We start from the raw sequence: 24,472 nt of genomic DNA on the forward strand, positions 1-24,472 counted from the left end.
TTTACTGTGCCTTCTTCACCAGACGGTAATAGACGAAGTCGGAATTGGCGCCGTTGACATAGCCTTCGACGGACGGGCTCATCGCCAGCTGCTTTTGGGCCTGGAACATCACGACGATCGGCGAATTGGCCTGCACCTTCTTCTGAAGGTCGACATACATCGCGTCACGCTTGGCCGGGTCGGCTTCGGCCAGCGCCGCCTTCGTTTCCTTGTTCAGCTCTTCCGGAACCGCCCAGGCATTCCGCCAGGTGGTGGTCGACTGGTACTTGTCGTCCGCATTGTCCTCGTTATAGGCGAAGGCCTTGGCGTTGGAATGCGGGTCCATGAAGTCCGGGCCCCAATAGAGCAGCATCGCCTCATGGGTGCGGGCACGGTACTTGGTGATCACCTGGCTGCCGGTGCCGGGCAGGATCTCGAAGTTGATGCCGGCCTGGCCGAAGGAGGCCTGCAGTGACTGCGCCATGTCGGTGAAGGGCGTGGAGTTGATGACATCCAGCGTCACGTTGATCGGCGTCGTGATGCCGGCATCGGCGAGGATCTTCTTGGCCTTTTCCGGATCGAAGCTGTAGGGGTTTTCGTCGAACGAGCCCGGGAAACCCTTCGGCCAGAAGGCCTGGTGCGTTTCCATCTGGCCCTTCAGGAAGGAGCCGGTCATGCCCTCGTAGTCGACGAGGTAGCGCGCGGCTTCCCACACGGCCGGCGGTGTCAGAGACTGCGTCTTCTGGTTCAGGGACAGGAAGTGCACGGCGGCCTGCGGATAGGTTTCGACCTTCACGCCATCGCCGAGACCACCCACCTGGTCGGGCGTCAGGTTCTTGGCCATGTCGATATCACCCGACTTCAGCATGAGCTGCTGGGTCGCCGCCTCTGCGACGTGGCGGATAATGACCTGGCGCAGGATGGGCGCGCCTTTGAAGTAGTCCGGGTTGGCTTCAAGCGCCAGCATTTCGCCGGCGCGGTAGGTGCGCAGCTTGAACGGGCCGGTGCCGGCCGAGTTGGCGTTGAGCCAGGCATTGCCGAAATCGCCGTCAACCTCGTTGGCCTTGACGGTCTCGGCATCGATCACCGAGCCGGGGCGGGCGGCGAGCACGTTCAGCACGAAGGCGGAGGAGAAGTCGCCCTCATACTTCACGACCACCTTGTTGGCGCCGTCGGCGGTGACCATCTTCTCGATGTTTTCCGGGGTCCAGCCGAGCTGGGTGAGAATGAAGGCCGGCGCCTTGTTGAGCGCGATGACGCGCTTGAACGTATAGATGACGTCCTCGGGGCGCAGCGGATTGCCGGAGTGGAACTTTACGCCGTCGCGCAGCGTGAAGGTGATGGTCTTGGCCGCATCATCGGCCACCCATTCGGACGCGACACCACCGGTGAGCTTCGTCGGATCCTCGGCGTCATACTGCACGAGGCGGTCATAGACCTGCGTGACATATTCGCCGGACGAGAATTCGTAGGCCTGCGCGGGGTCGATCGCGACGATGTCGTCGATGTTCTGTGCCACGACGAGCACGTCGGCGGGCGTGGCGGCGAGGCTCGCCGTCGATGCCATCGGCAGGGCGAGGGCGGTTGCGAGCAGGGCTGCCCGGAAGAAATTCATGTCTTGTTCCCTTTCTTGCTGGAAGTTTTGGTGCGCGCAGCGGGCTGCACGGTCTTGCCACCGCCGAGATTCGGCAGCGGGGTGATTTCGCGGGAGCGGAACATGAAGAGCGTCCCGGTCCAGAGCATCTTCGCGGGCTTGCCGCTGTCGTTCCACCAGGCATGCGGGCGGTTGCCGCGGAAATGCAGGCTGTCACCCGCCGAGATCGTCATCTCGACATCGTCCACCCGCTGGGTGATCATGCCGTCGAGCATGAACAGGATTTCCTCACCTTCGTGGCTCACCACCTCGGAGTGGTAGCCCGGTGGAATGGTGAGGATGAAGGACGAGAGCACGCTGCCGGGAAACTCTGCGCCGATACGCTCGTAGACGATGGAGGAACCGTCGACGGAGAAGCGTTGACGCTCGCCGTTGCGGGTCAGCGCATCCTCGGCGCTCGGTGCCGCAATGAAGAATTCGATGCCGACCTCCAGCGCGCGGCTGATCTGTGCCAGCGTGCCGAGCGAGGGCGTGAAGTGATCACGTTCGACCTGGCTCAGATAACCGACCGATATGCCGGAGGCGTCGCCAAGCTGCTGGAGCGTCATCTTCAACTGGCGGCGGCGGGCGCGGATGAGGGCGCCGACTTTGGGCGTGCCGTCCGTTTCCTGCTTCAGAGCCTCAGCGGCCATTTCGCGCCTCCACAATAATTTTTTTGATATAACCAAAATTTTATGTATGGTCGCAAGCGAAATCTTCCGCCGGGCGATTATCGGCGGCACGAAAAGAGGGGCGTTCGGTACGTGAGTTTGGACCAGCAGGCCGTTGCGGCATTGGACAGGACGTCCAGGCCCCCATCATCCCCCGGTCCCGGCCGGGTATTGCCGTTTCTTCGCGGCCTCGGCGGCTTTGCCGCCACCGTCGCCTTCACCTTCCTCGGGCTTCTGGCGATCACCTTCTTCATCGGCCGCGTCGTGCCGATCGATCCGGTGCTGGCCGTCGTCGGCGATCGTGCGCCGCAGGCCGTCTATGAGCAGGCGAAGGTGGAGATGGGGCTGGACAGGCCGCTGCCGATGCAGTTCGTCTCCTATGTCGGCAAGGTGCTGTCCGGCGATCTCGGCAAGTCGGTTTCGACCAACAACCCCGTCGCGTCCGATCTCGCCCGCGTCTTCCCGGCAACGCTCGAAATGGCAACGCTTGGCATCATCATCGGCGTGCTGCTCGGCGTTCCGATGGGCGTCATGGCGGCAAGCCGGCAAGGCTCGCTCATCGACCAGGTGATCCGCGTCGTCGGCCTGCTCGGCTATTCGGTGCCGGCCTTCTGGCTCGGCCTCGTCGGGCTTGCGGTGTTTTATGCGCATTTCGGCTGGGTCAGCGGCCCCGGCCGCGTCGAGATCTATCTCGATGGCATGGTGCCGACCGTCACCGGGCTGCTTCTGGTGGACAGCCTCATCGCTGGCGACATGGAGGTGTTCCGCAGTGCGGTGTCGCACATCATTCTGCCCGCCGCCGTGCTCGGCTTCTTCAGCCTTGCCTATATCGGCCGCATGACGCGCTCCTTCATGCTCGACCAGCTGAACCAGGAATTCGTCACCACCGCCCGCGTCAAGGGCGTGCCGGAGCGTATCGTGCTCTGGCGTCATGCCTTCAAGCCGATTCGCGTGCCGCTGATCACCGTCATCGGCCTGTCCTATGCCGGCCTGCTCGAGGGTTCGGTGATGATCGAGACGATCTTCTCCTGGCCGGGCATCGGTAACTACCTCACCGTTGCCCTCCTCAATGCGGATATGAATGCCGTGCTGGGCTCCACCCTCGTCATCGGCGCGGTCTTCGTCGGCATCAATAAGCTGTCCGACCTCAGCTACCGCATCCTCGATCCCCGCGCACGATAGGAGAGCCCCATGGCAAACGTCACCGATTGGCTGCTTGACGATTCTCCCGCCTCGCGCATGCAGGCGCGGCTCGGCCGCAGCTACCGCATTGTCCTGGCGCTCGCGCGTAACCCGCTCGCCGTCGTCGGCGCGATCATCGTCGCATTGCTCGTCGTCACGGCGCTTGCCGCGCCACTGATCGCCACGGCCGATCCGATCGCGCAGAACCTGTCGCAGCGCCTGCTGCCGCCGAGTGCCGCGCACTGGATGGGCACGGACGAACTCGGCCGCGATATCTGGTCGCGCGTCGTGTTCGGTTCGCGCATCACGCTGATCATCGTGCTGCTCGTCGCGGTCATCGCCGCGCCCGTCGGGCTGGTTGTGGGGGCGGTCGCCGGCTATTTCGGCGGCTGGACCGACCGCATCCTGATGGGCATCACCGACATCTTCCTGTCGATGCCGAAGCTCATCCTGGCGCTTGCCTTCGTCGCGGCCCTCGGCCCGGGCATCCAGAACGCCATTATCGCCATCGCGATCGCCGCTTGGCCGAGTTATGCGCGCATCGCTCGCGCCGAAACGCTGACTTTCCGCAATTCGGAGTTCATCGCGGCCGTCCAGCTCCAGGGCGCGTCGGCGACGCGGGTGATCGGACGGCATATCCTGCCGCTCTGCACCTCGTCGATGATCATCCGTGTCACGCTCGATATGGCGGGCATCATCCTCACGGCTGCCGGTCTCGGCTTCATCGGGCTCGGCGCGCAGCCGCCGCTGCCGGAATGGGGCGCGATGATCTCGCGTGGCCGCACATTCATCGTCGACCAGTGGTGGGTCGCCACTATGCCGGGCTTTGCCATCATCCTCGTCAGCCTCGGCTTCTGCTTCCTCGGCGATGGCCTGCGCGACGTGCTCGATCCCAAGCAGGGAGAAAAGCAATGAGCGCGCTCCTCGATGTGAAAAACCTGCGCGTCAGCTTCCCGACACCAAGGGGACCGGTGGAGGTGGTGCGCGGCATTTCCTTCACGCTCGGCCGCGAACGGCTCGGCATCGTCGGCGAAAGCGGCTCGGGCAAGTCGATGACGGGACGTTCGATCCTGAAGCTGGTACGCGCACCCGGCAAGGTTACGGCGGACCGGCTGTCCTTCGATGGCATCGAGCTTACCGCGAGAAGCGAGCGGCAGATGCGCGCCATCCGCGGCGCCCGCATTTCCATGGTCATGCAGGACCCGAAATTCTCGCTCAATCCGGTCATGACCATCGGCGAGCAGATCGCCGAGGCGCTGCTAACTCATAAGAAGCTGCCGCGTAACGAAATCCGCGCCCGTGTGTTTGCCATGTTGGAATCGGTGCGCATCAACGATCCCGAGCGCGTCGCAAAGCTCTATCCGCATGAAGTGTCGGGCGGCATGGGTCAGCGCGTCATGATCGCCATGATGCTGATCCCCGAGCCCGACCTTCTCATCGCCGACGAACCGACCTCGGCGCTCGACGTCTCTGTGCAGGCGCAGGTGCTCGACATCATCAACGAGCAGATCGTCGGCAAGGGCATGGGCCTGATCCTGATCAGCCACGACCTCAATCTCGTCTCGTCCTATTGCGACCGCATCCTGGTGATGTATCGCGGCGAGGTGGTGGAGGAGTGCAAGGCCGCGGAACTGGGACAAGCCAAGCACCCCTATACGCGCGGGCTGCTTGCCGCCATGCCGCGCATCGATGAAAACCGCGACGAGCTTCCCGTGCTCGACCGTAGCGCATGGGCCACCGCATGACCGCCATATCGCTCAAGAATCTCGACATTTCCTACGGTCATGTGCAGATCACGCATGACGTGACCCTCGATATCGCTGCCGGCGAGAGTTTTGCCCTCGTCGGCGAAAGCGGCTCCGGCAAATCCACGGTGCTGAAGGCCATTGCCGGCCTTGCGCCCGAGTGGAAGGGTGAGATCGTGGTCGACGGCAAGCCGCGCGGCCATGGCATCGACCGCGGCTTCTCGAAAATGTGCCAGATGGTGTTCCAGGACCCCTACGGTTCGCTGCACCCGCGCAAGACCATCGATACGACCCTGTCCGAACCGCTGGACATTCACGGTATCGGCAACCAGGGCAAGCGGGTGGATGAGATCATGGCGGCGGTCGGCCTCGACCGGCGCTTCCGGTTCCGCTTCCCGCACCAGCTTTCCGGCGGCCAGCGCCAGCGCGTGGCGATTGCCCGTGCGCTCATGCTGGAGCCGCGCATCCTTCTGCTGGACGAGCCGACATCGGCGCTCGATGTCTCCGTCCAGGCCGAAATCCTCAACCTCCTCAAGCGCCTGCGCCGGGAGCAGGGGCTCACCTATCTCCTGGTGACGCACAACCTGCCCGTAGTCTCGTTCCTCTGCGACCGCCTTGCGGTCATGCGGGGCGGGCGCATCGTCGAGGTCGCGGATGTCGTGCAGCTCAAGACGGGGACGCTTGTCGATCCCTATTCACGCGAGCTGCTCGCCGCCAACAAAGGCCATGCGCTGGAGAGCGCATAATCCATAGAGTCCAGGAAAATTGCCATGACGACCGACCACACCGCCGCGCTCGCCGCGTTCGATCACGCCATCGCCACCGAGAAGGGGCCGGGCGCTGCCTATGCCGCGCTGGAAAAGCTCACCCAGGCGGTGGTGGGCGTAAAACTCTTCACCGTCATGGAAGCGAACATGGCCGAAGAAATCTCCAGCCGCTCCTATTCGTCGGACCCGGAGAGCTATCCTGTGTCCGGCAGCAAGCCGATCAACCGCACCCGCTGGTTCGATGCCATCCATGTCGAGCGCCAGCCCTTCGTCGCCAATACGATCGCCGACATTGCCACGGTCTTCCCGGACCATGTGCAGATCTGGTCGCTCGGCTGCGGCTCGGTCGTCAACTTGCCGATCTTCATCGCCGATGACTTCATGGGCACGATGAACATTCTGCACGAAGAGCATTTCTACACGCCCGAACGCGTGAAGCTCGTCACGGATGCGCTTTCCATCCCCGCCAAGCTCGCGTTCCTGGCGTCGCCGCGTATTTGAGCATCGGTTGCAGAGGCCGGAGAGGAAGATGTTAATTTTCCTCTCACAGCCTCAAGACAATTGTAATTGTATATTAACATCGATTTAACTCAAATTGCTCACGTGCCAACTTAACCATTGGCTTCCCGCCCCATCGAATGCAGGCTCCAGCGTACGGGTACAGACAGATGCCCGATCGCCACCCCGTCATCCATGGGTTTGTTCGGAATGATCTCGTTCGTCATCCGGCTGAGAAGCCGTGCGCACTTTGCCGTGCAAAGCAAAAACGGCGCCTTCGTCGGCAGCGGGCGCCGGCGGCAGGACGCACGGCAGCGGATCGGTATCCTGATCGCGATTTTTGCCGTCGCCTTCCTGGCAGTCGGTGGGCGCCTCATCCAGTACGGCCTTGACGACGTCACCGCGACGGCATCGTTGCGCAGCGATCTCAGCGCCATGGCCTCCCGTCCGGACATTCTCGACCGCAACGGCCTGATGCTGGCAACCGATCTCAATATGGTGTCGCTCTATGCCGAGCCGCGCAGGATCGTTGACCCGGACGAGGCAATCGAGAAGCTGGCGACCGTCATTCCGAACCTTGACTGGAACGAGACGAACAGGAGGCTCCGCTCCGGCTCGGCCTTCCAGTGGCTGCGGCGTCACCTGACCCCGCGCCAGCAGGCGGATATCATGGCGCTCGGCATTCCGGGGCTTGGCTTCCGGCCGGAGAAGCGCCGCTTCTATCCGGGCGGTGCCATAGCCTCGCACATCGTCGGCCACGTCAATATCGACAATATGGGCCTCGCCGGCATGGAGCGCTACCTCGATCAGCAGGGCCTTATTGCTCTGCGCGAGGCCGGCTTGACGAGCGGGATGGCGCTTGAGCCCGTGCGTCTATCGATCGACCTGCGCGTCCAGGCAATCGTGCGCGACGTCGTCGCAAAGGCGATGACCGACTACAAGGCGGAAGCCGCGGGCGCCGTGGTCCTGGACGTCGCGACCGGCGAGGTTCTCGCCATGGCATCGGTGCCGGATTACGACCCGAACGAACCCTCTCGCCAGCTTCCTGACGGCAGCGTCGACAAGGAATACGAGAAGGGTTGGTTCAACCGGATGAGCAATGCGACATTCGAGATGGGATCGACGTTCAAGGCGTTCACGCTGGCCATGGGGCTCGACGCCGGAAGCATCAACCTCAACTCGGTAATCGACGCGTCGAGCCCCATTCGCATGGGTGGTTTCACCATCAAGGATTTCCGGGGAAAGAGGCGGCCCCTGTCGATCCCGGAAGTGTTTCAGTATTCCTCCAATATCGGAACCGCGACTATTGCCGACATGGTCGGGATCGAAGGCCATCAGGCGTTTTTGACGAAGCTCGGGCTTCTCACCAAGATGGATACGGAGATGCCCGGGGTTGCGACGCCGACACAGCCGAGAACCTGGCGGAAGATCAACTCGGCGACGATCTCCTACGGTCATGGTGCCGCCACGACACCGCTGCAAACCGCTGTCGCCGCTGCCGCCCTGCTCAATGGCGGAAGCTTGGTTTCTCCTACCTTTATGCCGCGAAGCCTGGAAGAGGCGAGCGGCGGCGCCGTGCAGGTTCTCGCTGAAAAAACCAGCGCGGACATGCGCTATCTCTTCACCTGGAACGGCCTGAACGGCTCTGGCCGCAGCGCGCAGGTCCCAGGTTTTCGCGTCGGTGGAAAGACCGGCACGGCCGACAAGGTGATCAATGGCCGCTATGCGACGAACATCAATTTCAACGCCTTCCTCGCCGGCTTTCCCATGGACAAGCCGCGTTACGTCGTGCTCTCCATCGTCGATGCGCCGCTGACGGGCGAGAACGGTGGGCGTCTGGCCGCCTATACGGCCGGTCCCGTCGTTCGCGAGATCATCCGGCGCAGCGGCGCAATGCTTGGGGTTCAGCCCCGCTTCGGAACGGAGGACGATCCGCAGTTGTTGGTCGATTATTGACCCCGGGTTCACTGCATATGGGTCGCGTTTTCTTCAAGGTACAACGCGGGGCGGATGATTTCCGTGATCCGATGCGGCGCGTGAGGAGGTCGAGGCTATCTTTCCCGATGGCCTCCATGCTGTCTCGGCAAACGTCCAAGCTCTAGAAACGGTAGTGGAGCCGCACACAGCCCTGATCCAGCGTTTGCGCGCTAATGAGTGTCGGGTTGGTGCGAAATCCGGTTGGCGGGAAGAGGCGGCGCCCATTGCCCAGCATCTCCGGAATGACATAGATTTCGATCTCGTCTAGCGCGCCGCGCTCGATGAAGGCCATCTGCAACTGGCCGCCGCCCACCATCCAGACGTCGCCGTCGTCCAGTGCGCGAAGCTCTGCGATCAATGTGTCGACGTCGTTGCGCACCTCGAGCGGCCCCTTGGGCTCATCGATCGGCTGCGAAGTGACGACGATGACCCGCTGGTCGCCATAGGCCCAGGGGGACGGCTCATCTGCAACGAAGTCGTAGGTCCCGCGTCCCATGACGATCGTGCGGATGCGTTTGATGAAGGTGCGGTAGTCGTGCTCGCCGAGATCCATGCCGTCATATTTAAACAGCCAATCGAGATTGTCGTCCGCGGTGGCAATATAGCCATCGAGACTGGTGGCGATATATCCTAGGATGCGGGCCATGGAAGCCTCCTTGAATAATAAATAAACGAACGTACATTTATATATAGCTATGGCAAGACGCAAGACAATCCCCGATGCGCAGGTTCTCGACGCGCTTCTCGACGCCCTGATGGAGGCCGGGCCTGCCGGGCTGACATTCGCCCGGGCCGCTCAAGCCGCTGGCCTGTCAGCCGCCACCTTGGTGCAGCGCTACGGCGACCGGGATGCATTGGTGCAAGCCATAATGTTGCGGGCCTGGGACTGTCTTGACGCGGAGACGGCGTCTGCCGATGCTCAAGCGGCGCCGACGCCGGACGGCGCGATTGCCCTTCTCCTGCGCCTCATGCCGCCGGACAGCGCGGAACGCGACGTCACCGACGGCCTGCTGCTGCTCCGGGAAGACATTCGCAACCCGACACTGCGCGCCCGTGGTGCAGCTTGGGGGCACCGGCTTGCAGAGGCCCTCGGCCGGCGCCTGTCGCGGGACCCGGAGGAGGGCCGGCGCCTTGGCTGGCAAATGGCGAGCGTCTGGCAGGGCGCCCATACATGGTGGGGGTTCACGCGCCAGGATACGGCGGAGCGGGCGATACGAAATGCATTGGAGGAATGGGTGAGAGACGCAGTGGAAGGAAAGGGCAAGACGGCGTAGGACTAGCCGTTGATGTTCCTACGGCTGTTTACCGGCCCCGGAGGCGGAAAACGGTCGGCCTGCACGCTTCTTTCCGCTGAACGCCGCGCGAACCTGTCGGCGCGGCGTTCAGTATGAACTCTGGCGCGCGAGGACTATATCCCTCGGCCCCTCGACTGGCGCTATGAGGCCGACGTCAGCTTGACGTTGCCGCCGTGGCCGCCCCCGCCAAAAACCTGGTGGTCGCCGAAGGTCGAACGCAACTGGTTGCGCGGGCCGGGCAAGCCGAGTTCCGGGAACAGCAGTTCGGAGACGCGGTAGGCCTCCTCGACATGCGGATAGCCGGAGGCGATGACAGTGTCGATGCCGAGAGCCTGATACTCGCGAAGCCGGGCGGCGACAGTCTTTGGCGAGCCAACCAACGCAGTGCCAGCGCCCGAGCGCACCAGGCCGATGCCGGCCCAGAGGTTCGGCGACACTTCCAGCTTGTCGCGTCGGCCGTTGTGCAGGGCCACCATGCGGGCCTGGCCGACCGAGTCCGAGTTCTTGGTCAAAACCTCCTGCGCGGAGGCGACGGCTTCGTCGGAAAGTTTCGAGATCAGCCGGTCAGCGGCATCCCAGGCTTCATCGTCCGTCTCGCGCACGATGAAATGCAGGCGGATGCCGAAGGTCGCTTCGCGACCCTTCGCAGCGGCGGCCTTGCGGGCATGGGCGATCTTTTCCGCCACCTGTGCCGGTGGCTCGCCCCAGGTCAGGTACTTGTCGACGAGGCCGCCGGCAAAATCGATCGCGGCATCCGACGAACCGCCGAAATAGATCGGCGGGCGCGGCTGCTGCACCGGCGGCAGGCCGAGGCGTGCATCGATGGCCTTGATGTACTTGCCGTCCAGCGTCGATCGGCCGGTTTCGATCAGTTCGTTGAAGACGTGGAAGAATTCGGCGGCGTGGTCGTAGCGTTCGTCGTGCGGCAGGAAAATGCCGTCGCCGGCCAGTTCCTTCGCGCTGCCGCCCACCACGATGTTCAGCAGCAGCCGTCCGTTCGATACGCGATCGAGGGTGGAGGCTAGGCGCGCGTAGTAGGCCGGCGTCGCCGTACCGGGGCGGATTGCGACCAGAAATTTCAGCTTCTCCGTACGGGCGGCTAGATCGGCAGCGAGCACGAAGGATTCTTCGCAGGCTGCACCGACCGGGATGAGCACGCCCGAATAACCGAGGCGATCGACGGCAACCGCGATCTCGCGAAAATAACCCGGATCCGGCGGGCGGCTCAATTCGTCCGAGCCGAGATAGGCGCCATCGCCGGAACTCGGGATGAACCACAGGAAATCGGGGGGCTGGTCGGTCTTGCTCATGAATAGGGTCCTGCCGGTCGTCTGAAAGGGTCGCGCATGCCGGGTGCATGTGCGGTTCAGTGCAGAATAATTATTTCTATAGTTTCTGTAAGAAATTCTATTCCCTGTTCGGCGCCGCCTTGGGATTATTCATCGCCCGGCAAGGGTCGCCTTAAGCTACAGGCGCCGGCCTGCGGCAAGCCGCCGCTCGAGCCACCGGCTATAGCGCGATGCGCCAAAGCAGATAGCGAAATAGACGACGGCCACCACGATGTAGGCCTCGTTGTAGAAGCCGAGCCATTTCGGATCGGCGGCGGAGGCACGGGCAGCGTTCAGGAGATCGAAGATGCCGATGACGGCGAGCAGGGAGGTTGCCAGCAGAAAGCCGATGGCAAGATTGACCAATGCTGGGATGACGATGCGAAAGGCCTGCGGCAGGATAATGAGGTGCTGCGTGCGCCAGTAGCCGAGGCCAAGGGCGGTTGCCGCTTCGGTTTGCCCCGAGGGCAGGGCCTGCAGACCGGCGCGAATGACTTCTGCGATATAGGCCGCCCAGAACAGCGTGACCATCAGCATGGCGCGCAGCATCTTGTCGAAGGATAGCCCATCCGGCAGCGCCATCGGCAGGATCAGCATGGCGACATAGAGGATGCCAACCATCGGCGTGCCTCGCATCAGCTCGATATAGAGGACGGAGAAAGTGCGAAGGCCTCCGAGCGTCGAGCGGCGGGCGAGCGCCAGCAGAACCGCAATCGGCGTGGCGGCAGCAAAGCAGACGGCCCAGACGAAAAGCGTCACCGGCAGGCCGCCCCATTGGTTCGAGGGGATGGGCGTGCTGGTAAAGGCGCCCTGCATCAGCAGCCAACAGGCAAGAATCGTCAGCGGCCAGGCGAAAAGCAGCGGCCGGCCCCAGAGACGCGGCAAGGCACTTGCCGTCAGGATCGCGGCAAGCAGCAGGATAACGAGCGCCGGCCGCCATTGCAGGTCCGGCGGGTAAAACGCGAAAAGAATGAAGCGCAGCTTGGCCGCGACAAAGGCCCAGCAGGCGCCGGCCCGCGTGCAGGCCTCCGCATTGCCGGTAAATGTGGCGTCGAGCACCGCCCACCGAAAGAGAGGTGGCAGGATCTGCGACAGCAGCAGCAACGTTGCCGCGGTGATGAGCGTGTTGGTGCGTGTGCCGAACAGGCCGGTGCGCAGCGTTGCAAAGGTGCGGGCGGCGGCGGTCATCGTGTGCTTCCCCGGAGCGCAACGCGGGTATTATAGGCATTCATCAAGGCGGAGAGGGAAAGGTTGATCGCAAGGAAAGTGCCGATCAGGATGATCAGGGCTTCCATGGATTGGCCGGTCGTGTTGGCTGTTGTGTTGATGATGCTGACGAGATCGGGAAATCCGATGGCGACGGCAAGGCTCGAATCCTTGGTGAGATCGAGATAACTCGATGTCGTCAGCGGCGTGATGACGCGCAGCGCTTGCGGCAGCACGACGAGACGGATGATCTGGCCTTCATGCAGTCCGAGCGCGCGTGCGGCTTCCCATTGGCCGCCACCCACCGACTGGATGCCCGCCCGCACGATCTCGGCGATGAGGGCGGAGAATTTTATGACGAGACCGGTAAGGAGCGCTGCGAATTCCGGCGAAAGATTGAGCCCGCCGCGGATGTTGAAGCCGGAAAGCGCGGGTAGCTCCGCAACGGGCCGCGCGCCGGACAGGAAGAGAGCGGCAAAGGTTGCGGCAAAAGCCAATGTTATCGCCACCGTGCCCGTGCGGCGCGTTAGATGCCGGAAGAGACGCAGGATGAGGAGAAGTGCCACGCCGAGAATTGCGGTGGATGCGAGCGTGGCGGCGAGGCCGAAGGGGCCGCCCTCCAGCGAGAGCGAGGGGATGTAGACGCCGCGGTTGGTGAAAAAGACGGTCCCGAAGAGGGCGGAGGCCTGGCGCGGTGCGGGCAGAGCCTTTGCCAGCGACATCCAGAAGAAAAGCTGGAGCAGCAGCGGCGTGTTGCGGGTGATCTCAATGAACCAGCGCACAAGGCCGGAGAGCAAAAGATTGCGCGAGAGGCCGGCGATGCCGATGGCAACGCCGAGGATCGTCGCAAGCAGGCAGCCGAGCAACGAGACCTTCAGCGTGTTGAGAAGACCCGAAAGGATCGCCCGCAGATACGTATCGCCCGCGCGAAATGAAATGGCGCTTTCGCCGATCTCGAAATTGGCGGAACTCGACAGGAAGCCGAAGCCGGGCAGGATACCGATCCGCGCCATCGTATCGAACACGTTATGGACGAACAAGGCGCCAAGCGCGGCGATCACGACAAGAAAGGCGAGCTGGCCGAGCGGCCAGCCGCCCCACCAACCGCGGACTTTCTCGACAATGCCGGGCCTCGAAGGGCCCGGCACGACGGTTCGAAACACGCGTCTGTCCGACATCAACGGAACGGCGGAGAGTAGAGCAGGCCGCCATCGGTCCACAGGCTGTTATAGCCGCGTTCCCAACCAAGTGGCTTCAGGTTGCGGTCGAAGATCTCGCCGTAATTGCCGACGGTCTTGATGATGTTGTAGGCCCATTTCGGATCAAGGCCGAGTTCCGTGCCGAAGGACGGATCGACGCCGAGGAAGCGCTGGATGGCCGGATCTTCCGATTCCAGGAACTGGTCGACATTCGCCGAGGTAATACCCCATTCCTCGGCCTGGATCGTGGCGTTCACGGTCCAGTTCACCAGTTCCAGCCAACGATCGTCACCGCCGGCAATGGCCGGTGCGAGCGGCTCCTTGGACAGGCGCTCGGGGAGGAGAACGTAGTCGTCCGGCTTCTTCAGCTGCGTGCGCTTGCCGACGAGGTCGGAAGAATCCTGCGTAATCGCGTCGACGCGGCCCGATTCCAGCGCATCGATGAACTGTCCGGTATCCTCGATGGTGACGGGCGTGAATGTCTTGCCCGTCTTGCGGAAGAAGTCGGCAACGTTGAGTTCTCCCGTCGTGCCGCTCTGGGCGCCGATGGTCGCGCCGTCAAGATCGGCGGCCTTCGTCACGCCGAGATCCTTGCGCACCAGAATGCCCTGGCCGTCATAGAAGACCGTCGGACCGAAATGGAAGCCGAGCTTGAAGGCGCGGGTGGTGGTAACCGTCACGCCCGAAAGCAGGATGTCGAACTCGCCGCTCTGGAGGGCGGGAAGGCGTTGCTGCGGCGAAGAGGAGGTGAACTCCACCTTGTCCGGCGTGCCGAACACGGCAATCGACAGGGCGCGGCCGAAATCGATGAAGAAACCCTGCCACTTGCCGTTGCTGTCAGGCGCGAAGAAGCCGGGCGTCGTGCCGACGCCGACCTTGATCGCGCCGCGCTGGTTGATCTTGTCGAGTATCGGGCCGGCATGGGCGATACCCGAAAGCATGGTGGTGGCGAGAAAGGCGGCAGCGACCGCCGATTTGACGGCCCGCCGAAGGGTCTTTTGCGCTATCATATTGAAATGTCCCCATTTTCAAAAGAACTAGACTTCCGCCGCGTGGGTGAATTACCCGAAGCGCTGAAGGTCTGTTTATATTATCTATAAAATTAGTGTATTTAAGAAACCGACATCCAAATTTGCCCGGTTCCGAAGCAAATTGCTTCTCACTGGCCGTGCGTTTCGATCTGCTGATTTTCAGATGGCCCGCTCGTAAGGCTCATCTCACACAGGAGACGGGCCGTGTCTGAACCGTGCTTTCAAGAAGCGTCCGAACGGGGCGGCGGCGAGGCGCGCGCGTTGCGCCTCAAGGTCAATCGGGTTTGGCCGCTAGCGGGTGTTCAAATACTTCGGAGGATGACTTGAAATCGGGTGAGGTGGATGGGGCTTATGGAACGTCGTCGTGTGCTACGATGCCGCCTTCACCTTCCATTGTCTGGATACGCCGGGTTTCGGAGCGGTTGAACTTCAGTCGCACGCCGATCCCGCCACGATCTCCATCCGGCAGGAAAGCGGCGCCGGCAGCCTCCAGGGAAGCGCGGAGTGCCGCGATGCTTTCGTCGTCAGGCTTCCCGAGCTTGCGCTCAAAGCTCTCGATCGTCGAGATGTCGACGCCCGAGGCGACTGCAAGACGCTCCCGACTGCATTCGACGAGTGCGCGCGCTGCCCGGCACTGAGAGCCTGTAATCATGGAGTCTCCTTTTCGCGGCAGTATCGTTCAACAGCTTTGGCGGGTCAACGCGCGGGATTTCCCGCATCTGAATAGGCGCCCCTTGGTGAGAAGAGAAGGTCGGGCTGCTGGCGTGAGGACGCCGATCCAAGCGACAGCCTTCCGATGAAAGAATATTCTCCGCGGTCGAAAAGAAATAATCTATAAATTCTATAAACTAATATGATTTTTGTTAGGCTAGTCCCATCAACGCATCGAGGGGACATCCGATGGGCCAGCAATCCGAAACCATTTTCTCCAAGGGCCTCTCGCGCCGCAGCCTGATCAAGGCGGCGGGCGTAACGGCTGTGGCCGCGACCGCCGGTGTTATCGGTGCGCGTTCGACGCGCTATGCCATTGCCGGCAATCTCATTCCGATCAAGCTGGAATGGACCGAAGTGGCCGCCTGTCATTCTCCCGTCGGCTTCGGCCTTTCAAAGGGCATCTATGCCAAACACGGGCTCGACGTTGAACTCTTCTATCAGGGCGCGAGCGGCCAGACGCTCATCCAGGCACTCGCCACCCGCAAGGCGGAAGCCGGTCCGGGGCTCCTCTACGATTGGCTGAAGCCGATCGAGCAGGGTTTTGACGTGCGGCTCTTTGCGGGCTCGCATGGCGGTTGCCAGAGCGTGCTCGTCAAGCCGGACTCCGACATCAAGACGCTGACGGATCTGAAGGGCAAGACGATCGGCACCTTCGATGTCATGTCGCCGTCACGCGTCGCCTTCTCCGTCGCGCTTGCCAAGGCCGGCCTCAACCCGGAGACCGACGTCACCTGGAAAGTCTTCCCCTTCGATCTTGTGGCCGAAGGCATGCTGAAGGGCGAGGCGGATGCCGTCGCCCATATGGATCCCTGGGCCTATTCCTATGAAAAGCAGCACGGCTTCCGCCGCGTCGCCGATACGCAGACGGGCACGTTCAAGGACCGCGTCTGCTGCGTGCTCGGCGTCAACGGCGACTATTACGAGGCCAACAAGGACGCCATCAAGCGCGTGGCCTCCGCCAACCTCGAAATCCACCAATATACGTCCAAGCATCCGGACGAGGTGGCGAAGTGGTATTTCGACACTCTGAAGCCCGGCCTGCCGCTCGAGGACCTGACGGAAGTCCTCTCCGCCTTTACCTATCACGACCATTGGTTCGGCAAGGAACTCCTGAAGGAAGTGAGGATCGGCTACGAAGACCTCAAGCTGACCGGCGTCATCGACGCCGCCACCGATCCGGAAGAGATCGCCAACCGCATCACCATCGACATCTTCGCGTGATCCGATGAGCGCTGCGGTAGACGAAACATTCGGCGGGGCAGGGCGGCGATCCGTCACCCTGCCCCTGGCGGGGATTTGGCGAAACGGACTGCTCGCAGCCGCGACCTGGTTTCTTGCGTCGGCACTGACCTACGGGCTGCCCGATGTCATCAGCTGGGGGGCGACGGGGCTGTTTGCCGCCGTCACGCTCGTCGGCGCGCTCATCTTTCTGGTGCTTTCGGTCACCGTCCATCGCCTCGGCAGCGCCGGCCGCACACTCGTGCACTACGGACCCTGGTTCATCGTGCTCGGCCTCTGGTTTGCCGTCTGGGAAGTGTTGACGGCAAAGCTCGGCTGGCTGCCAAAACCTTTCTTTTCGCCGCCGCAGGGTTTGCTGCACGTCTACGTGACGGATTGGGATCGGCTGCTGATCTGCATCGCCTATACCGGCCGGCTGTGGGGGCTCGGTTTCTTCTCGGGCATCCTTGTCGGCTTTGCTGGTGGCGTGGCGCTCGGCTGGTCGAAACGCTTCGCCTATTGGGGCATGCCGCTTCTGAAACTCATCGGCCCCGTGCCGGCGAGTGCCTGGATTCCCTGCACCTTCTTCATCTTCCCCTCGACCTTCCACGCCTCGATCTTCCTCGTGGCGCTCGCCTCCGGCATCCCGGTCGCAATTCTCACCGCCGCCGGCGTCAGCCAGGTGAACCGGTCCTTCTACGATGTCGCCCGCACGCTCGGGGCCGACAACCGCTTCCTGATCTTCAAGGTCGCGATTCCGGCAGCACTGCCGAACGTCTTCGTCGGCATCTTCATGGGCCTCTACTACTCCTTCGCCGTTCTCGTCGTGGCTGAAATGCTCGGCGCAAAATTCGGCCTTGGCTGGTACCTGCAGTTCAACACGGCCTACTCGGCCTACGCCAATGTCTACGCCGCCCTCATCATCATTGCACTGATCTGCGCCGGCCTCGTTCGCTTGCTCTTTATCGCGCGGGATCGGCTGCTCGGCTGGCAGAAGGGGATTCTCTAGATGTCCGTCGCCTTCGCAGAAGCCAGTTCCGCCAACAGTATCGCTCTCGACGTCGAGGGAGTGTCCCATCGCTACGAACTCGACGGTAAGGCACTTCGGGTCCTCGACAACGTCAGTTTCACCGTCGAGCCCGGCGAGCTTGTCGCCCTGCTCGGTCCCTCGGGTTGCGGCAAGTCTACGCTGCTGCGTCTTGCCGCCGGCCTGGAGGCGCCGACGGTCGGAAACGTGAGCGAGGATGGCCAGCCGATCCTGGGACCGAACCCGGACCGCATCCTCGTCTTCCAGGATGCGACGCTGTTTCCGTGGCGCACCGTGCGGGCCAATGTCGCGATCGGCCTCGAGGCGCGGGGGCTTATCCGCGAGCGCGAGTACCGCATCGACGAGGTGTTGAAGCTGGTGAAGCTGGAAGGCTTTGCCGATTTCTACCCGCATCAGCTGTCGGGCGGCATGGCACAGCGCGCAGCGCTGGCGCGTGCGCTCGTCAACGATCCGAAACTGCTGCTGCTCGACGAGCCTTTCGGCAAGCTCGATTCGCTGACGCGCCTGCGCATGCAAAAGGAGCTTCTCAATCTCTGGAAGACCGCCGGCTTCACGGCATTGCTCGTCACGCACGACGTCGAGGAAGCGCTCCTCCTCGCCGATCGCGTGATCGTTCTCTCGGATCGGCCGGCCTCGATCGTCGCGGAGCTGCGTGTCGACCAACCTCATCCGCGGCGGCGGGACGATGCTAACCTCATCGCATTGCGCACGTCGCTGCTCGAAAAGCTCGGTATCTCCCATGACGTCTAGCGGCCGCACCAGCTATCCGGTGGTCGCTATCGCCGGCGGCGCCTTCGCACTCGCCGCGCTCGGCTGGTGGTGGCTGATCTTCAGCAAGGTCGTCGAAAACGACTACCTGACCGTCGGCCAGGCTGTCACCTGCATCGCCGGTGCAACCGATCTCTGCACGCTCGCCCAGGCGCTCTGCACCAACGACCATCTCTACGGCATCCGCTGGTACGCGCCGGAGGCTTTTTGGGCTGCTGCGACCGTCCTCGTCGCGGGTGTCCTTCTGTCCGCCCGTCCCTCGCGCGCCTGAAGGCGCATCACTCAAGGAGAAGTGCCATGACGATCCACCAATCCCCCGAGATTGCCGAGCAGGACATCGTGCAGCCGCCGGCCGGCACCGCCACGTTCAAGAGCCGGCATCCGGAAACGATCGCGTTGCACGGCGGAAGCTTCCGCTTCGATCCGACAAGCGGCGCAGTGGCCGTGCCGATCTACCAGACGAGCTCCTTCCAGCTGCCCGGTACCGACGGCGCCGACAAGCTCTTCGCGCTCGAAGCCGCGGGGCATCTCTACACCCGCGTTTCGAACCCGACGCAGGATGCCTTCGAGCAGCGCCTTGCGGAACTCGAGGGCGGCGCGGCAGCCTTGGCACTCGCCTCCGGCCAGGCGGCGTCCGCCTTCGCGATCCTCAACGTGGCGCGCACCGGCGACAACATCGTCAGCGCCGCTGGCCTCTATGGCGGAACCTGGGCGCTCTTTGCTGCCACACTGAAAAGCTTCGGCATCGAAACCCGCTTCGTCGACGCATCGGATCCGGAAGCCTTCGAGAAGGCGACGGACGAGCGCACCCGCGCCTATTACGCGGAATCCCTGCCGAACCCGAAGCTGGAGGTCTTCCCGATCGCCGAAGTCGCCGCCATCGGCCGGCGCCACGGCATTCCGCTGATCGTCGACAATACGGCGGCGCCCCTGATCATTCGCCCGCTGGAGCACGGCGCAGCGATCGTGGTCTATTCGACGACGAAATATATCGGCGGCCACGGCACCTCGATCGGCGGCGCCATCGTCGATAGCGGCACGTTCCCCTGGGCGGAGCATGCCGAACGCCAGCCGAACCTCAACGAACCAGACCCGAGCTACCAGGGCAAGACCTGGATCGAGAAGGCCGCCACGATCGCCTTCCATCCCTACATCCTGCGCGCCCGGGCTGTGTTGCTGCGCGACCTCGGTGCGGCGATCAGCCCGCAGAACGCTTTCCAGTTCATCCAGGGCCTCGAGACATTGCCGCTGCGCCTGCGCCAGCACAATGAGAACGCGGTGAAGGTTGCCGAATACCTGAAGGGCCATGCGAAGGTCGAACGGGTGATCTTCCCGAAATACCAAGAGGGAAGCGCGAAGGCACGGGCGGAAACATACTTCAAGCCCGGCTACTTTGGCGCGCTGGTCGGCTTCGAGCTGAAGGGTGGGCGCGAGGCGGGGCGCCGGTTCATTGACTCTCTCCAGCTCTTCTACCACCTCGCCAATATCGGCGATGCCCGGTCGCTGGCGATCCACCCCTCGACGACGACGCATTCGCAGCTCTCACTGGAAGACCAGCTGGCGACGGGTGTCACACCCGGCTACGTGCGGCTTTCCATCGGCCTGGAACATCCTGACGACCTGATCGCCGATCTGGAGCGCGCGATCGCGCTGGCCTGAAAGCCGGCCAGACTCCGATCGGCGATTAACCCCGGCGCTCCCTCCTCGCGTCGGGGTTTTTCGTTAAGAGGAGAGCCGCACACGGGTCTCGTACAAAAAGAAACGCCATTCCATTTTATAATCCATAAAAAAGATAGAATTCCTGTATTCGTCCCGGCCAAACGCTACTCTCGCCGTCAATTCCAAGCGTGACGGACCTTTGTCCAATCACGACAGCGATGAGTACGATACGAATGACGCAGATCGAGAATGCCTGGGGTGGCCGCCGACGCACTGGAGGCATGGATCGCGGACGGTGGTGATATCCAAGACTTCAACCTTGCCGCACCGTCACGTCGGCGAGCCACGAGGATTTCTTTCGGCCTCGTGGTTCGCGTGCCGCATGGGCGGCGCCTCTACATGACCGCCTATGGCGAAGGCAATCACGTAATTACGTGTCCGGCGAGGATGACCGTAGTCGAAGCGGAATCACGGCGCTGACTTTCGATCGAGCGCCTAATGCGGGCGGCGGAATGACAAGACGCGCGTCCAAACCAATTTTTCGAGGAGCATGACATGACCATTCACGCCAAGCCCGCCCACCTTCCGACAATCGACTTCTCGCGCTTTTACGGCGACGCCGCGGAGCGCGCGGGTTTCGTCAGGGAACTGACCCGCGTCCTGCACGACCACGGCTTCTTCTATCTCACCGGTCACGGCGTGCCGCAAAGCCTGATCGATGATGTGCTTTCGGCCTCGAAGCGCTTCTTTGCACTGCCGGAAGCGGACAAGCTGTCGATCGAGATGGTGAAGTCGTCGCATTTCCGCGGCTACAATCGTGCCGGTTACGAGCGCACCCGCGGTGAGCAGGACTGGCGCGAGCAGCTCGATATCAACACGGAAGGCGCGCCCGTCGACGCCGGAGCGGATACGCCGTGGAACCGGCTTTATGGCCCCAACCAATGGCCCGACGCCCTGCCGGAACTGAAGCCGCTGCTTCTTCGCTACCAGGCGGAAGTCACCCGCATCGGCATCGATGTGCTGAAGGCTATAGCGCTTGCGCTCGGCCAGCCGGAAAACGCCTTCTCCGAAATCTACGAACCCTCGCCCTCGCAACTCCTGAAGATCATCCGCTATCCCGGTCGCGAGGCCGCCGGTAGCGATCAGGGGGTCGGCGCACACAAGGACGGTGGCTTCGTCACCGTGCTCCTGCAGGACACCACGCCGGGCCTGCGTATCCGCACGGAAGAGGGTGTGTGGATCGAGGCGCCGCCGGTGCCCGGCACCTTCATCATCAACAGCGGGGAGCTTCTGGAATTGGCGACGAACGGCTTTGTCCGGGCGGACGTCCATGACGTCGTGACGCCGCCCGCCGGCACGGAGCGGTTCTCCGTCGCCTTCTTCCTCGGCGCCCGCTACGACGCGACGATCCCGGTCATTCCGCTGCCGGAGACGTTGAAGCGCGGTGAGCGCGGCGTGACGGTCGATCCGCTCAACCCGATCTTCCGGGAGGTCGGCATCAATCACCTGAAGAGCCGCCTGCGCTCCCATCCTGATGTCGCGGCGAAACACCATCCCGACCTGCTGCATCTTCTGGAAAAGCCGGCCAAGGCCTGATCCCTCTCCCGAAAGGAACGACCATGAGCAGTGTCACGACGCTCGTCCAGCTACCAGAGACAGCCCGCCGCATCGCGAGCGAGGAAGAGGCCCTCGCCGTAGCGCGCGAACTCGCCGAGGATTTCATTGGCGGTGCAAGCCGGCGAGACTACGAGCGCGCGCTTCCCTATGAAGAGCTCGACCGCCTGTCGGCCTCCGGGTTGCTCGCCATCACCGTTCCCTCTGAGTATGGCGGCATCGATGTATCGAATGCGGTGCTGGCGGAGGTTACAGCGATCCTGTCTGAAGCCGACAGTTCGATCGGCCAGATCCCGCAGAACCATTTCTATATCCTTGAAGCCCTGCGCCACGATGGCAGTGAGGTGCAGAAGCGGTTCTATTTCGGGCGGGCACTTGCCGGCGACCGCTTTGGCAACGCGCTTTCGGAGGTCGGAACGAAGACGGTTGGCGACTACAACACCCGCATCACGCCGGATGGCGCGGGCTTTCGCATCAACGGCCGGAAATTCTATTCGACCGGTGTGCTCTTTGCCCATTGGGTGGTGATCTTCGCGCTCGATGGCGAGGAGCGGCTGACCATGTCCTTCGTGCCGCGCGAGGCGGAAGGCATTGAGATCGTCGACGACTGGGATGGTTTCGGCCAGCGCACGACGGGCAGCGGAACGACGATCCTGACCGATGTCTACGTCCCGGCCGATGCCGTGGTCCAGCACCACAAGGGGTTCGAGCGTCCCGGTACGATCGGCTCCGTCGGGCAGATCATCCATGCGGGGGTCGATCTCGGCATTGCACGCGCCGCGTTGAAGGAAACCCTCGGCTATGTACGCGACCGGGCGCGGCCGTGGACCGACAGCGGCGTCGAGCGTGCGGCGGACGATCCGCTGACCATATCCCGCATCGGCGAGCTTGCCATCCGCATCGAGGCCGCCGAGGCGACGCTGGAGCGAGCCGGGCGCAGGGTTGACCAGGCGCAGATCAGTCTCAGTCAGGAAAATTCCGTGGCGGCGACGCTCGCGGTTGCCGCCGCCAAGGTGTTGACGACGGAGCTTGCGATCGACGCCACCAACGTGCTCTTCGAACTCGCAGGCACCTCGGCCACGAAGCGCGGCCTCAATCTCGAACGGCACTGGCGAAACGCCCGCACCCATACGCTGCACGATCCGGTGCGCTGGAAGTACCACGTGGTCGGGAACTATCACCTCAACGGCGTCATTCCGCCGCGCAACGGCGCGCTCTGAAATCCAACCCTCGTGGTGGGGGTGGTCACCTGGCGGCAATCCTTCGGGGTTGCGGCCCTTTTTTGCTCATGAAATAGAGGCGACGGAGGGCCGCATTTGATCTTGGTTCTTACGCTTCCGCATCCGCGGCAGAACCGCTTGCCTCTATCCGGCAAACAGAAATGCCATTTCCAAAATTAATACATATAAAAGATAGAATTCCTGTATTTGACCGCCCAAGACGCTATTCTCCGCCGGGACAGGACGCCGCACGGCATCCTCAAGACGCTGGAGACCATCATGGCGCGCCATATCCGTTTCAATGCCTTCGACATGAACTGCGTGGGCCATCAGTCGCCGGGCCTCTGGGCACATCCGCGCGACAAATCCTGGAAATACAAGGATCTGGACTACTGGCAGGATCTCGCGCGTACATTGGAGCGCGGCGTCTTCGACGGTATCTTCATCGCCGATGTCGTCGGCTACTACGATGTCTACAAGGGCTCGAACTACCATGCGATCCATCAGGCAGCGCAGTTGCCGGTAAACGATCCGCTGCAACTGGCGGCGCCCATCGCGCTTGCCACCGAGCATCTCGGCATCGGCATCACCGCGTCCACCTCGTTCGAGCACCCCTACACCTTCGCCCGGCGCCTCGCGACGGCCGATCATCACTCCAAAGGCCGCGTCGGCTGGAACATCGTCACCTCCTACCTGGAAAGCGGGGCCAAGAATGTCGGGCAGGGCGGTCTTCGCGGGCACGACAACCGCTATGAGGTCGCCGCCGAATATGTCGAGGTGCTCTACAAGCTGCTGGAAGGCTCCTGGGAAGAGGGTGCGGTGGTGCGGGACGGCGACAAACGCATCTTCACTCATCCGGAGAAGGTCCACGAGATCGCCCACAAGGGCAAGTTCTTCGAGGTGCCCGGCTACGGACTCACCGAGCCGTCGCCGCAGCGCACGCCCGTGCTGTACCAGGCCGGCGCCTCGGGTCCGGGTAAGGCTTTTGCGGCCGCCCATGCCGAGTGCATCTTCGTCGCCGCGCCCACGAAATCCGTCCTGAAGGCCTATGTCGCCGAAATCCGCCAGCGCATCGCCGCGGCCGGGCGTGATCCAAAGAAGGTCTTCATCTATACCCTCGTCACCGTCATCACCGACGAGACCGAGGAAAAGGCGCAGAAGAAATTCGAGGACTACAAGAGCTACGTCTCCTATGATGGCTCGCTCACCTTCATGTCCGGCTGGAGCGGCATCGACTTCGGGCAGTATGCCCCGACCGACATCGTCGAAAAGATCGAGACCAATGCCATCCATTCCTTCGTCGAGCACATCGCCGGCGGCGACAAGTCCTGGACGATCGACGAACTCGCCCAGTTTGGGGGCATCGGTGGCATGGGACCGGTCTTCGTCGGTTCACCGGAACGCATCGCCGATATCCTTCAGGAGTGGGTTGCGGATACGGATGTCGACGGTTTCAACCTCGCCTATGCCGTGACACCCGACAGTTTCGAGGATGTCGTCGCTTATATCGTGCCGGAACTACAAAAGCGCGGCGCTTACCCCACCGCCTACAAGCCGGGCACGTTGCGCGAAAAACTGTTTGGCGAGGGGGCGTACCTGCCCAAGACCCATCCTGCCGATGGGTATCGCGATATCGAGGCGGTGAAGCGCCGCGAGGCCGAGGCGGTGCCGACCCTGAAATCCGTCGGCGCATGACATGCCAGCCGGAAGGAATGAGGCG

The 24,472-nt window shown here is 62.8% G+C and carries 23 protein-coding genes; 15 read left to right on the forward strand and 8 right to left on the reverse strand.

The annotated features are described in order from the left end of the window. Nucleotide 1: 1 nt before the first annotated feature. Both BSY16_RS26895 and BSY16_RS26900 read right to left on the reverse strand, forming a co-directional pair. Nucleotides 2-1,594, reverse strand: coding sequence for an ABC transporter substrate-binding protein (locus tag BSY16_RS26895; protein ID WP_069062844.1), 1,593 nt, complete (start codon nt 1,592-1,594; stop codon nt 2-4). Next, a complete protein-coding gene (locus BSY16_RS26900) occupies nt 1,591-2,265 on the reverse strand; it encodes a helix-turn-helix domain-containing protein (RefSeq protein WP_069062845.1) in 675 nt (224 codons plus the stop codon). Before BSY16_RS26900 ends, BSY16_RS26895 begins: the two co-directional genes overlap by 4 nt. A 189-nt stretch (nt 2,266-2,454) precedes the next feature. Between BSY16_RS26900 and BSY16_RS26905 the strand changes: the two genes are divergently transcribed. The 6 genes from BSY16_RS26905 to BSY16_RS26930 all read left to right on the forward strand — a co-directional run bounded on the left by BSY16_RS26905 (nt 2,455) and on the right by BSY16_RS26930 (nt 8,431). Next, complete coding sequence (locus BSY16_RS26905) at nt 2,455-3,465, forward strand: ABC transporter permease (protein WP_069062846.1); 1,011 nt, start codon at nt 2,455-2,457, stop codon at nt 3,463-3,465. A gap of 9 nt (nt 3,466-3,474) precedes the next feature. Next, the gene (locus BSY16_RS26910; protein ID WP_069062847.1) at nt 3,475-4,380 is read left to right on the forward strand and encodes an ABC transporter permease; all 906 of its coding nucleotides are present in this window, start codon (nt 3,475-3,477) and stop codon (nt 4,378-4,380) included. Then, nucleotides 4,377-5,210, forward strand: coding sequence for an ABC transporter ATP-binding protein (locus BSY16_RS26915; RefSeq protein ID WP_069062848.1), 834 nt, complete (start codon nt 4,377-4,379; stop codon nt 5,208-5,210). Before BSY16_RS26910 ends, BSY16_RS26915 begins: the two co-directional genes overlap by 4 nt. After that, nucleotides 5,207-5,956, forward strand: coding sequence for an ABC transporter ATP-binding protein (locus BSY16_RS26920; RefSeq protein ID WP_069063726.1), 750 nt, complete (start codon nt 5,207-5,209; stop codon nt 5,954-5,956). Before BSY16_RS26915 ends, BSY16_RS26920 begins: the two co-directional genes overlap by 4 nt. Nucleotides 5,957-5,980: 24 nt before the next feature. Next, nucleotides 5,981-6,478 carry a hypothetical protein gene (locus tag BSY16_RS26925; RefSeq protein WP_069062849.1) on the forward strand — a complete coding sequence of 166 codons (498 nt, stop codon included), beginning with the start codon at nt 5,981-5,983 and terminating at the stop codon, nt 6,476-6,478. 207 nt (nt 6,479-6,685) lie between these two features. After that, on the forward strand, nt 6,686-8,431 hold the full coding sequence (locus BSY16_RS26930) for a peptidoglycan D,D-transpeptidase FtsI family protein (protein ID WP_069063727.1): 1,746 nt from the start codon (nt 6,686-6,688) through the stop codon (nt 8,429-8,431). A gap of 142 nt (nt 8,432-8,573) precedes the next feature. Here BSY16_RS26930 and BSY16_RS26935 read toward each other — a convergent pair whose 3' ends face one another. Next, nucleotides 8,574-9,098: a dihydrofolate reductase family protein gene (locus BSY16_RS26935; protein ID WP_069062850.1), complete on the reverse strand. Its 525-nt coding sequence runs from the start codon at nt 9,096-9,098 to the stop codon at nt 8,574-8,576. A gap of 49 nt (nt 9,099-9,147) precedes the next feature. Here BSY16_RS26935 and BSY16_RS26940 point away from each other — a divergent pair, with 49 nt between their 5' ends. Beyond that, nucleotides 9,148-9,726: a TetR/AcrR family transcriptional regulator gene (locus tag BSY16_RS26940; protein WP_069062851.1), complete on the forward strand. Its 579-nt coding sequence runs from the start codon at nt 9,148-9,150 to the stop codon at nt 9,724-9,726. Nucleotides 9,727-9,887: 161 nt separating this feature from the next. Here BSY16_RS26940 and ssuD read toward each other — a convergent pair whose 3' ends face one another. The 5 genes from ssuD to BSY16_RS26965 form a co-directional block, all read right to left on the reverse strand. After that, entirely contained in the window at nt 9,888-11,057 is a 1,170-nt protein-coding gene (gene ssuD, locus BSY16_RS26945) for an FMNH2-dependent alkanesulfonate monooxygenase (RefSeq protein ID WP_069062852.1), read from the reverse strand. Nucleotides 11,058-11,213: 156 nt separating this feature from the next. Further along, on the reverse strand, nt 11,214-12,263 hold the full coding sequence (locus BSY16_RS26950; protein WP_069062853.1) for an amino acid ABC transporter permease: 1,050 nt from the start codon (nt 12,261-12,263) through the stop codon (nt 11,214-11,216). Then, nucleotides 12,260-13,444 carry an amino acid ABC transporter permease gene (locus BSY16_RS26955; protein ID WP_286157268.1) on the reverse strand — a complete coding sequence of 395 codons (1,185 nt, stop codon included), beginning with the start codon at nt 13,442-13,444 and terminating at the stop codon, nt 12,260-12,262. Before BSY16_RS26955 ends, BSY16_RS26950 begins: the two co-directional genes overlap by 4 nt. A 14-nt stretch (nt 13,445-13,458) precedes the next feature. After that, nucleotides 13,459-14,490 carry an amino acid ABC transporter substrate-binding protein gene (locus BSY16_RS26960; protein WP_069062855.1) on the reverse strand — a complete coding sequence of 344 codons (1,032 nt, stop codon included), beginning with the start codon at nt 14,488-14,490 and terminating at the stop codon, nt 13,459-13,461. Nucleotides 14,491-14,860: 370 nt separating this feature from the next. Then, entirely contained in the window at nt 14,861-15,163 is a 303-nt protein-coding gene (locus tag BSY16_RS26965; RefSeq protein WP_069062856.1) for a hypothetical protein, read from the reverse strand. 248 nt (nt 15,164-15,411) lie between these two features. Between BSY16_RS26965 and BSY16_RS26970 the strand changes: the two genes are divergently transcribed. The 8 genes from BSY16_RS26970 to BSY16_RS27005 all read left to right on the forward strand — a co-directional run bounded on the left by BSY16_RS26970 (nt 15,412) and on the right by BSY16_RS27005 (nt 24,447). Then, nucleotides 15,412-16,446, forward strand: coding sequence for an ABC transporter substrate-binding protein (locus BSY16_RS26970; protein ID WP_069062857.1), 1,035 nt, complete (start codon nt 15,412-15,414; stop codon nt 16,444-16,446). 4 nt (nt 16,447-16,450) lie between these two features. Next, nucleotides 16,451-17,452: an ABC transporter permease gene (locus BSY16_RS26975; RefSeq protein WP_069062858.1), complete on the forward strand. Its 1,002-nt coding sequence runs from the start codon at nt 16,451-16,453 to the stop codon at nt 17,450-17,452. Beyond that, the gene (locus tag BSY16_RS26980; RefSeq protein WP_069062859.1) at nt 17,453-18,241 is read left to right on the forward strand and encodes an ABC transporter ATP-binding protein; all 789 of its coding nucleotides are present in this window, start codon (nt 17,453-17,455) and stop codon (nt 18,239-18,241) included. Continuing rightward, nucleotides 18,231-18,530 carry a hypothetical protein gene (locus BSY16_RS26985; protein ID WP_069062860.1) on the forward strand — a complete coding sequence of 100 codons (300 nt, stop codon included), beginning with the start codon at nt 18,231-18,233 and terminating at the stop codon, nt 18,528-18,530. The genes BSY16_RS26980 and BSY16_RS26985 overlap by 11 nt, the downstream gene beginning before the upstream one ends. A 26-nt stretch (nt 18,531-18,556) precedes the next feature. Then, nucleotides 18,557-19,918 (forward strand): O-acetylhomoserine aminocarboxypropyltransferase/cysteine synthase family protein, encoded by a 1,362-nt coding sequence (locus tag BSY16_RS26990; protein ID WP_083243138.1) that lies wholly within the window; start codon nt 18,557-18,559, stop codon nt 19,916-19,918. A 555-nt stretch (nt 19,919-20,473) separates the two neighbouring features. After that, on the forward strand, nt 20,474-21,514 hold the full coding sequence (locus BSY16_RS26995; RefSeq protein WP_069062861.1) for an isopenicillin N synthase family dioxygenase: 1,041 nt from the start codon (nt 20,474-20,476) through the stop codon (nt 21,512-21,514). 23 nt (nt 21,515-21,537) lie between these two features. Further along, a complete protein-coding gene (locus tag BSY16_RS27000; RefSeq protein ID WP_069062862.1) occupies nt 21,538-22,752 on the forward strand; it encodes an SfnB family sulfur acquisition oxidoreductase in 1,215 nt (404 codons plus the stop codon). A gap of 279 nt (nt 22,753-23,031) precedes the next feature. Continuing rightward, entirely contained in the window at nt 23,032-24,447 is a 1,416-nt protein-coding gene (locus BSY16_RS27005; RefSeq protein ID WP_069062863.1) for an LLM class flavin-dependent oxidoreductase, read from the forward strand. Nucleotides 24,448-24,472 lie beyond the last annotated feature (25 nt).

This window comes from Sinorhizobium sp. RAC02 (assembly GCF_001713395.1).
In the GTDB taxonomy this organism is placed as follows: Bacteria; Pseudomonadota; Alphaproteobacteria; order Rhizobiales; family Rhizobiaceae; genus Shinella.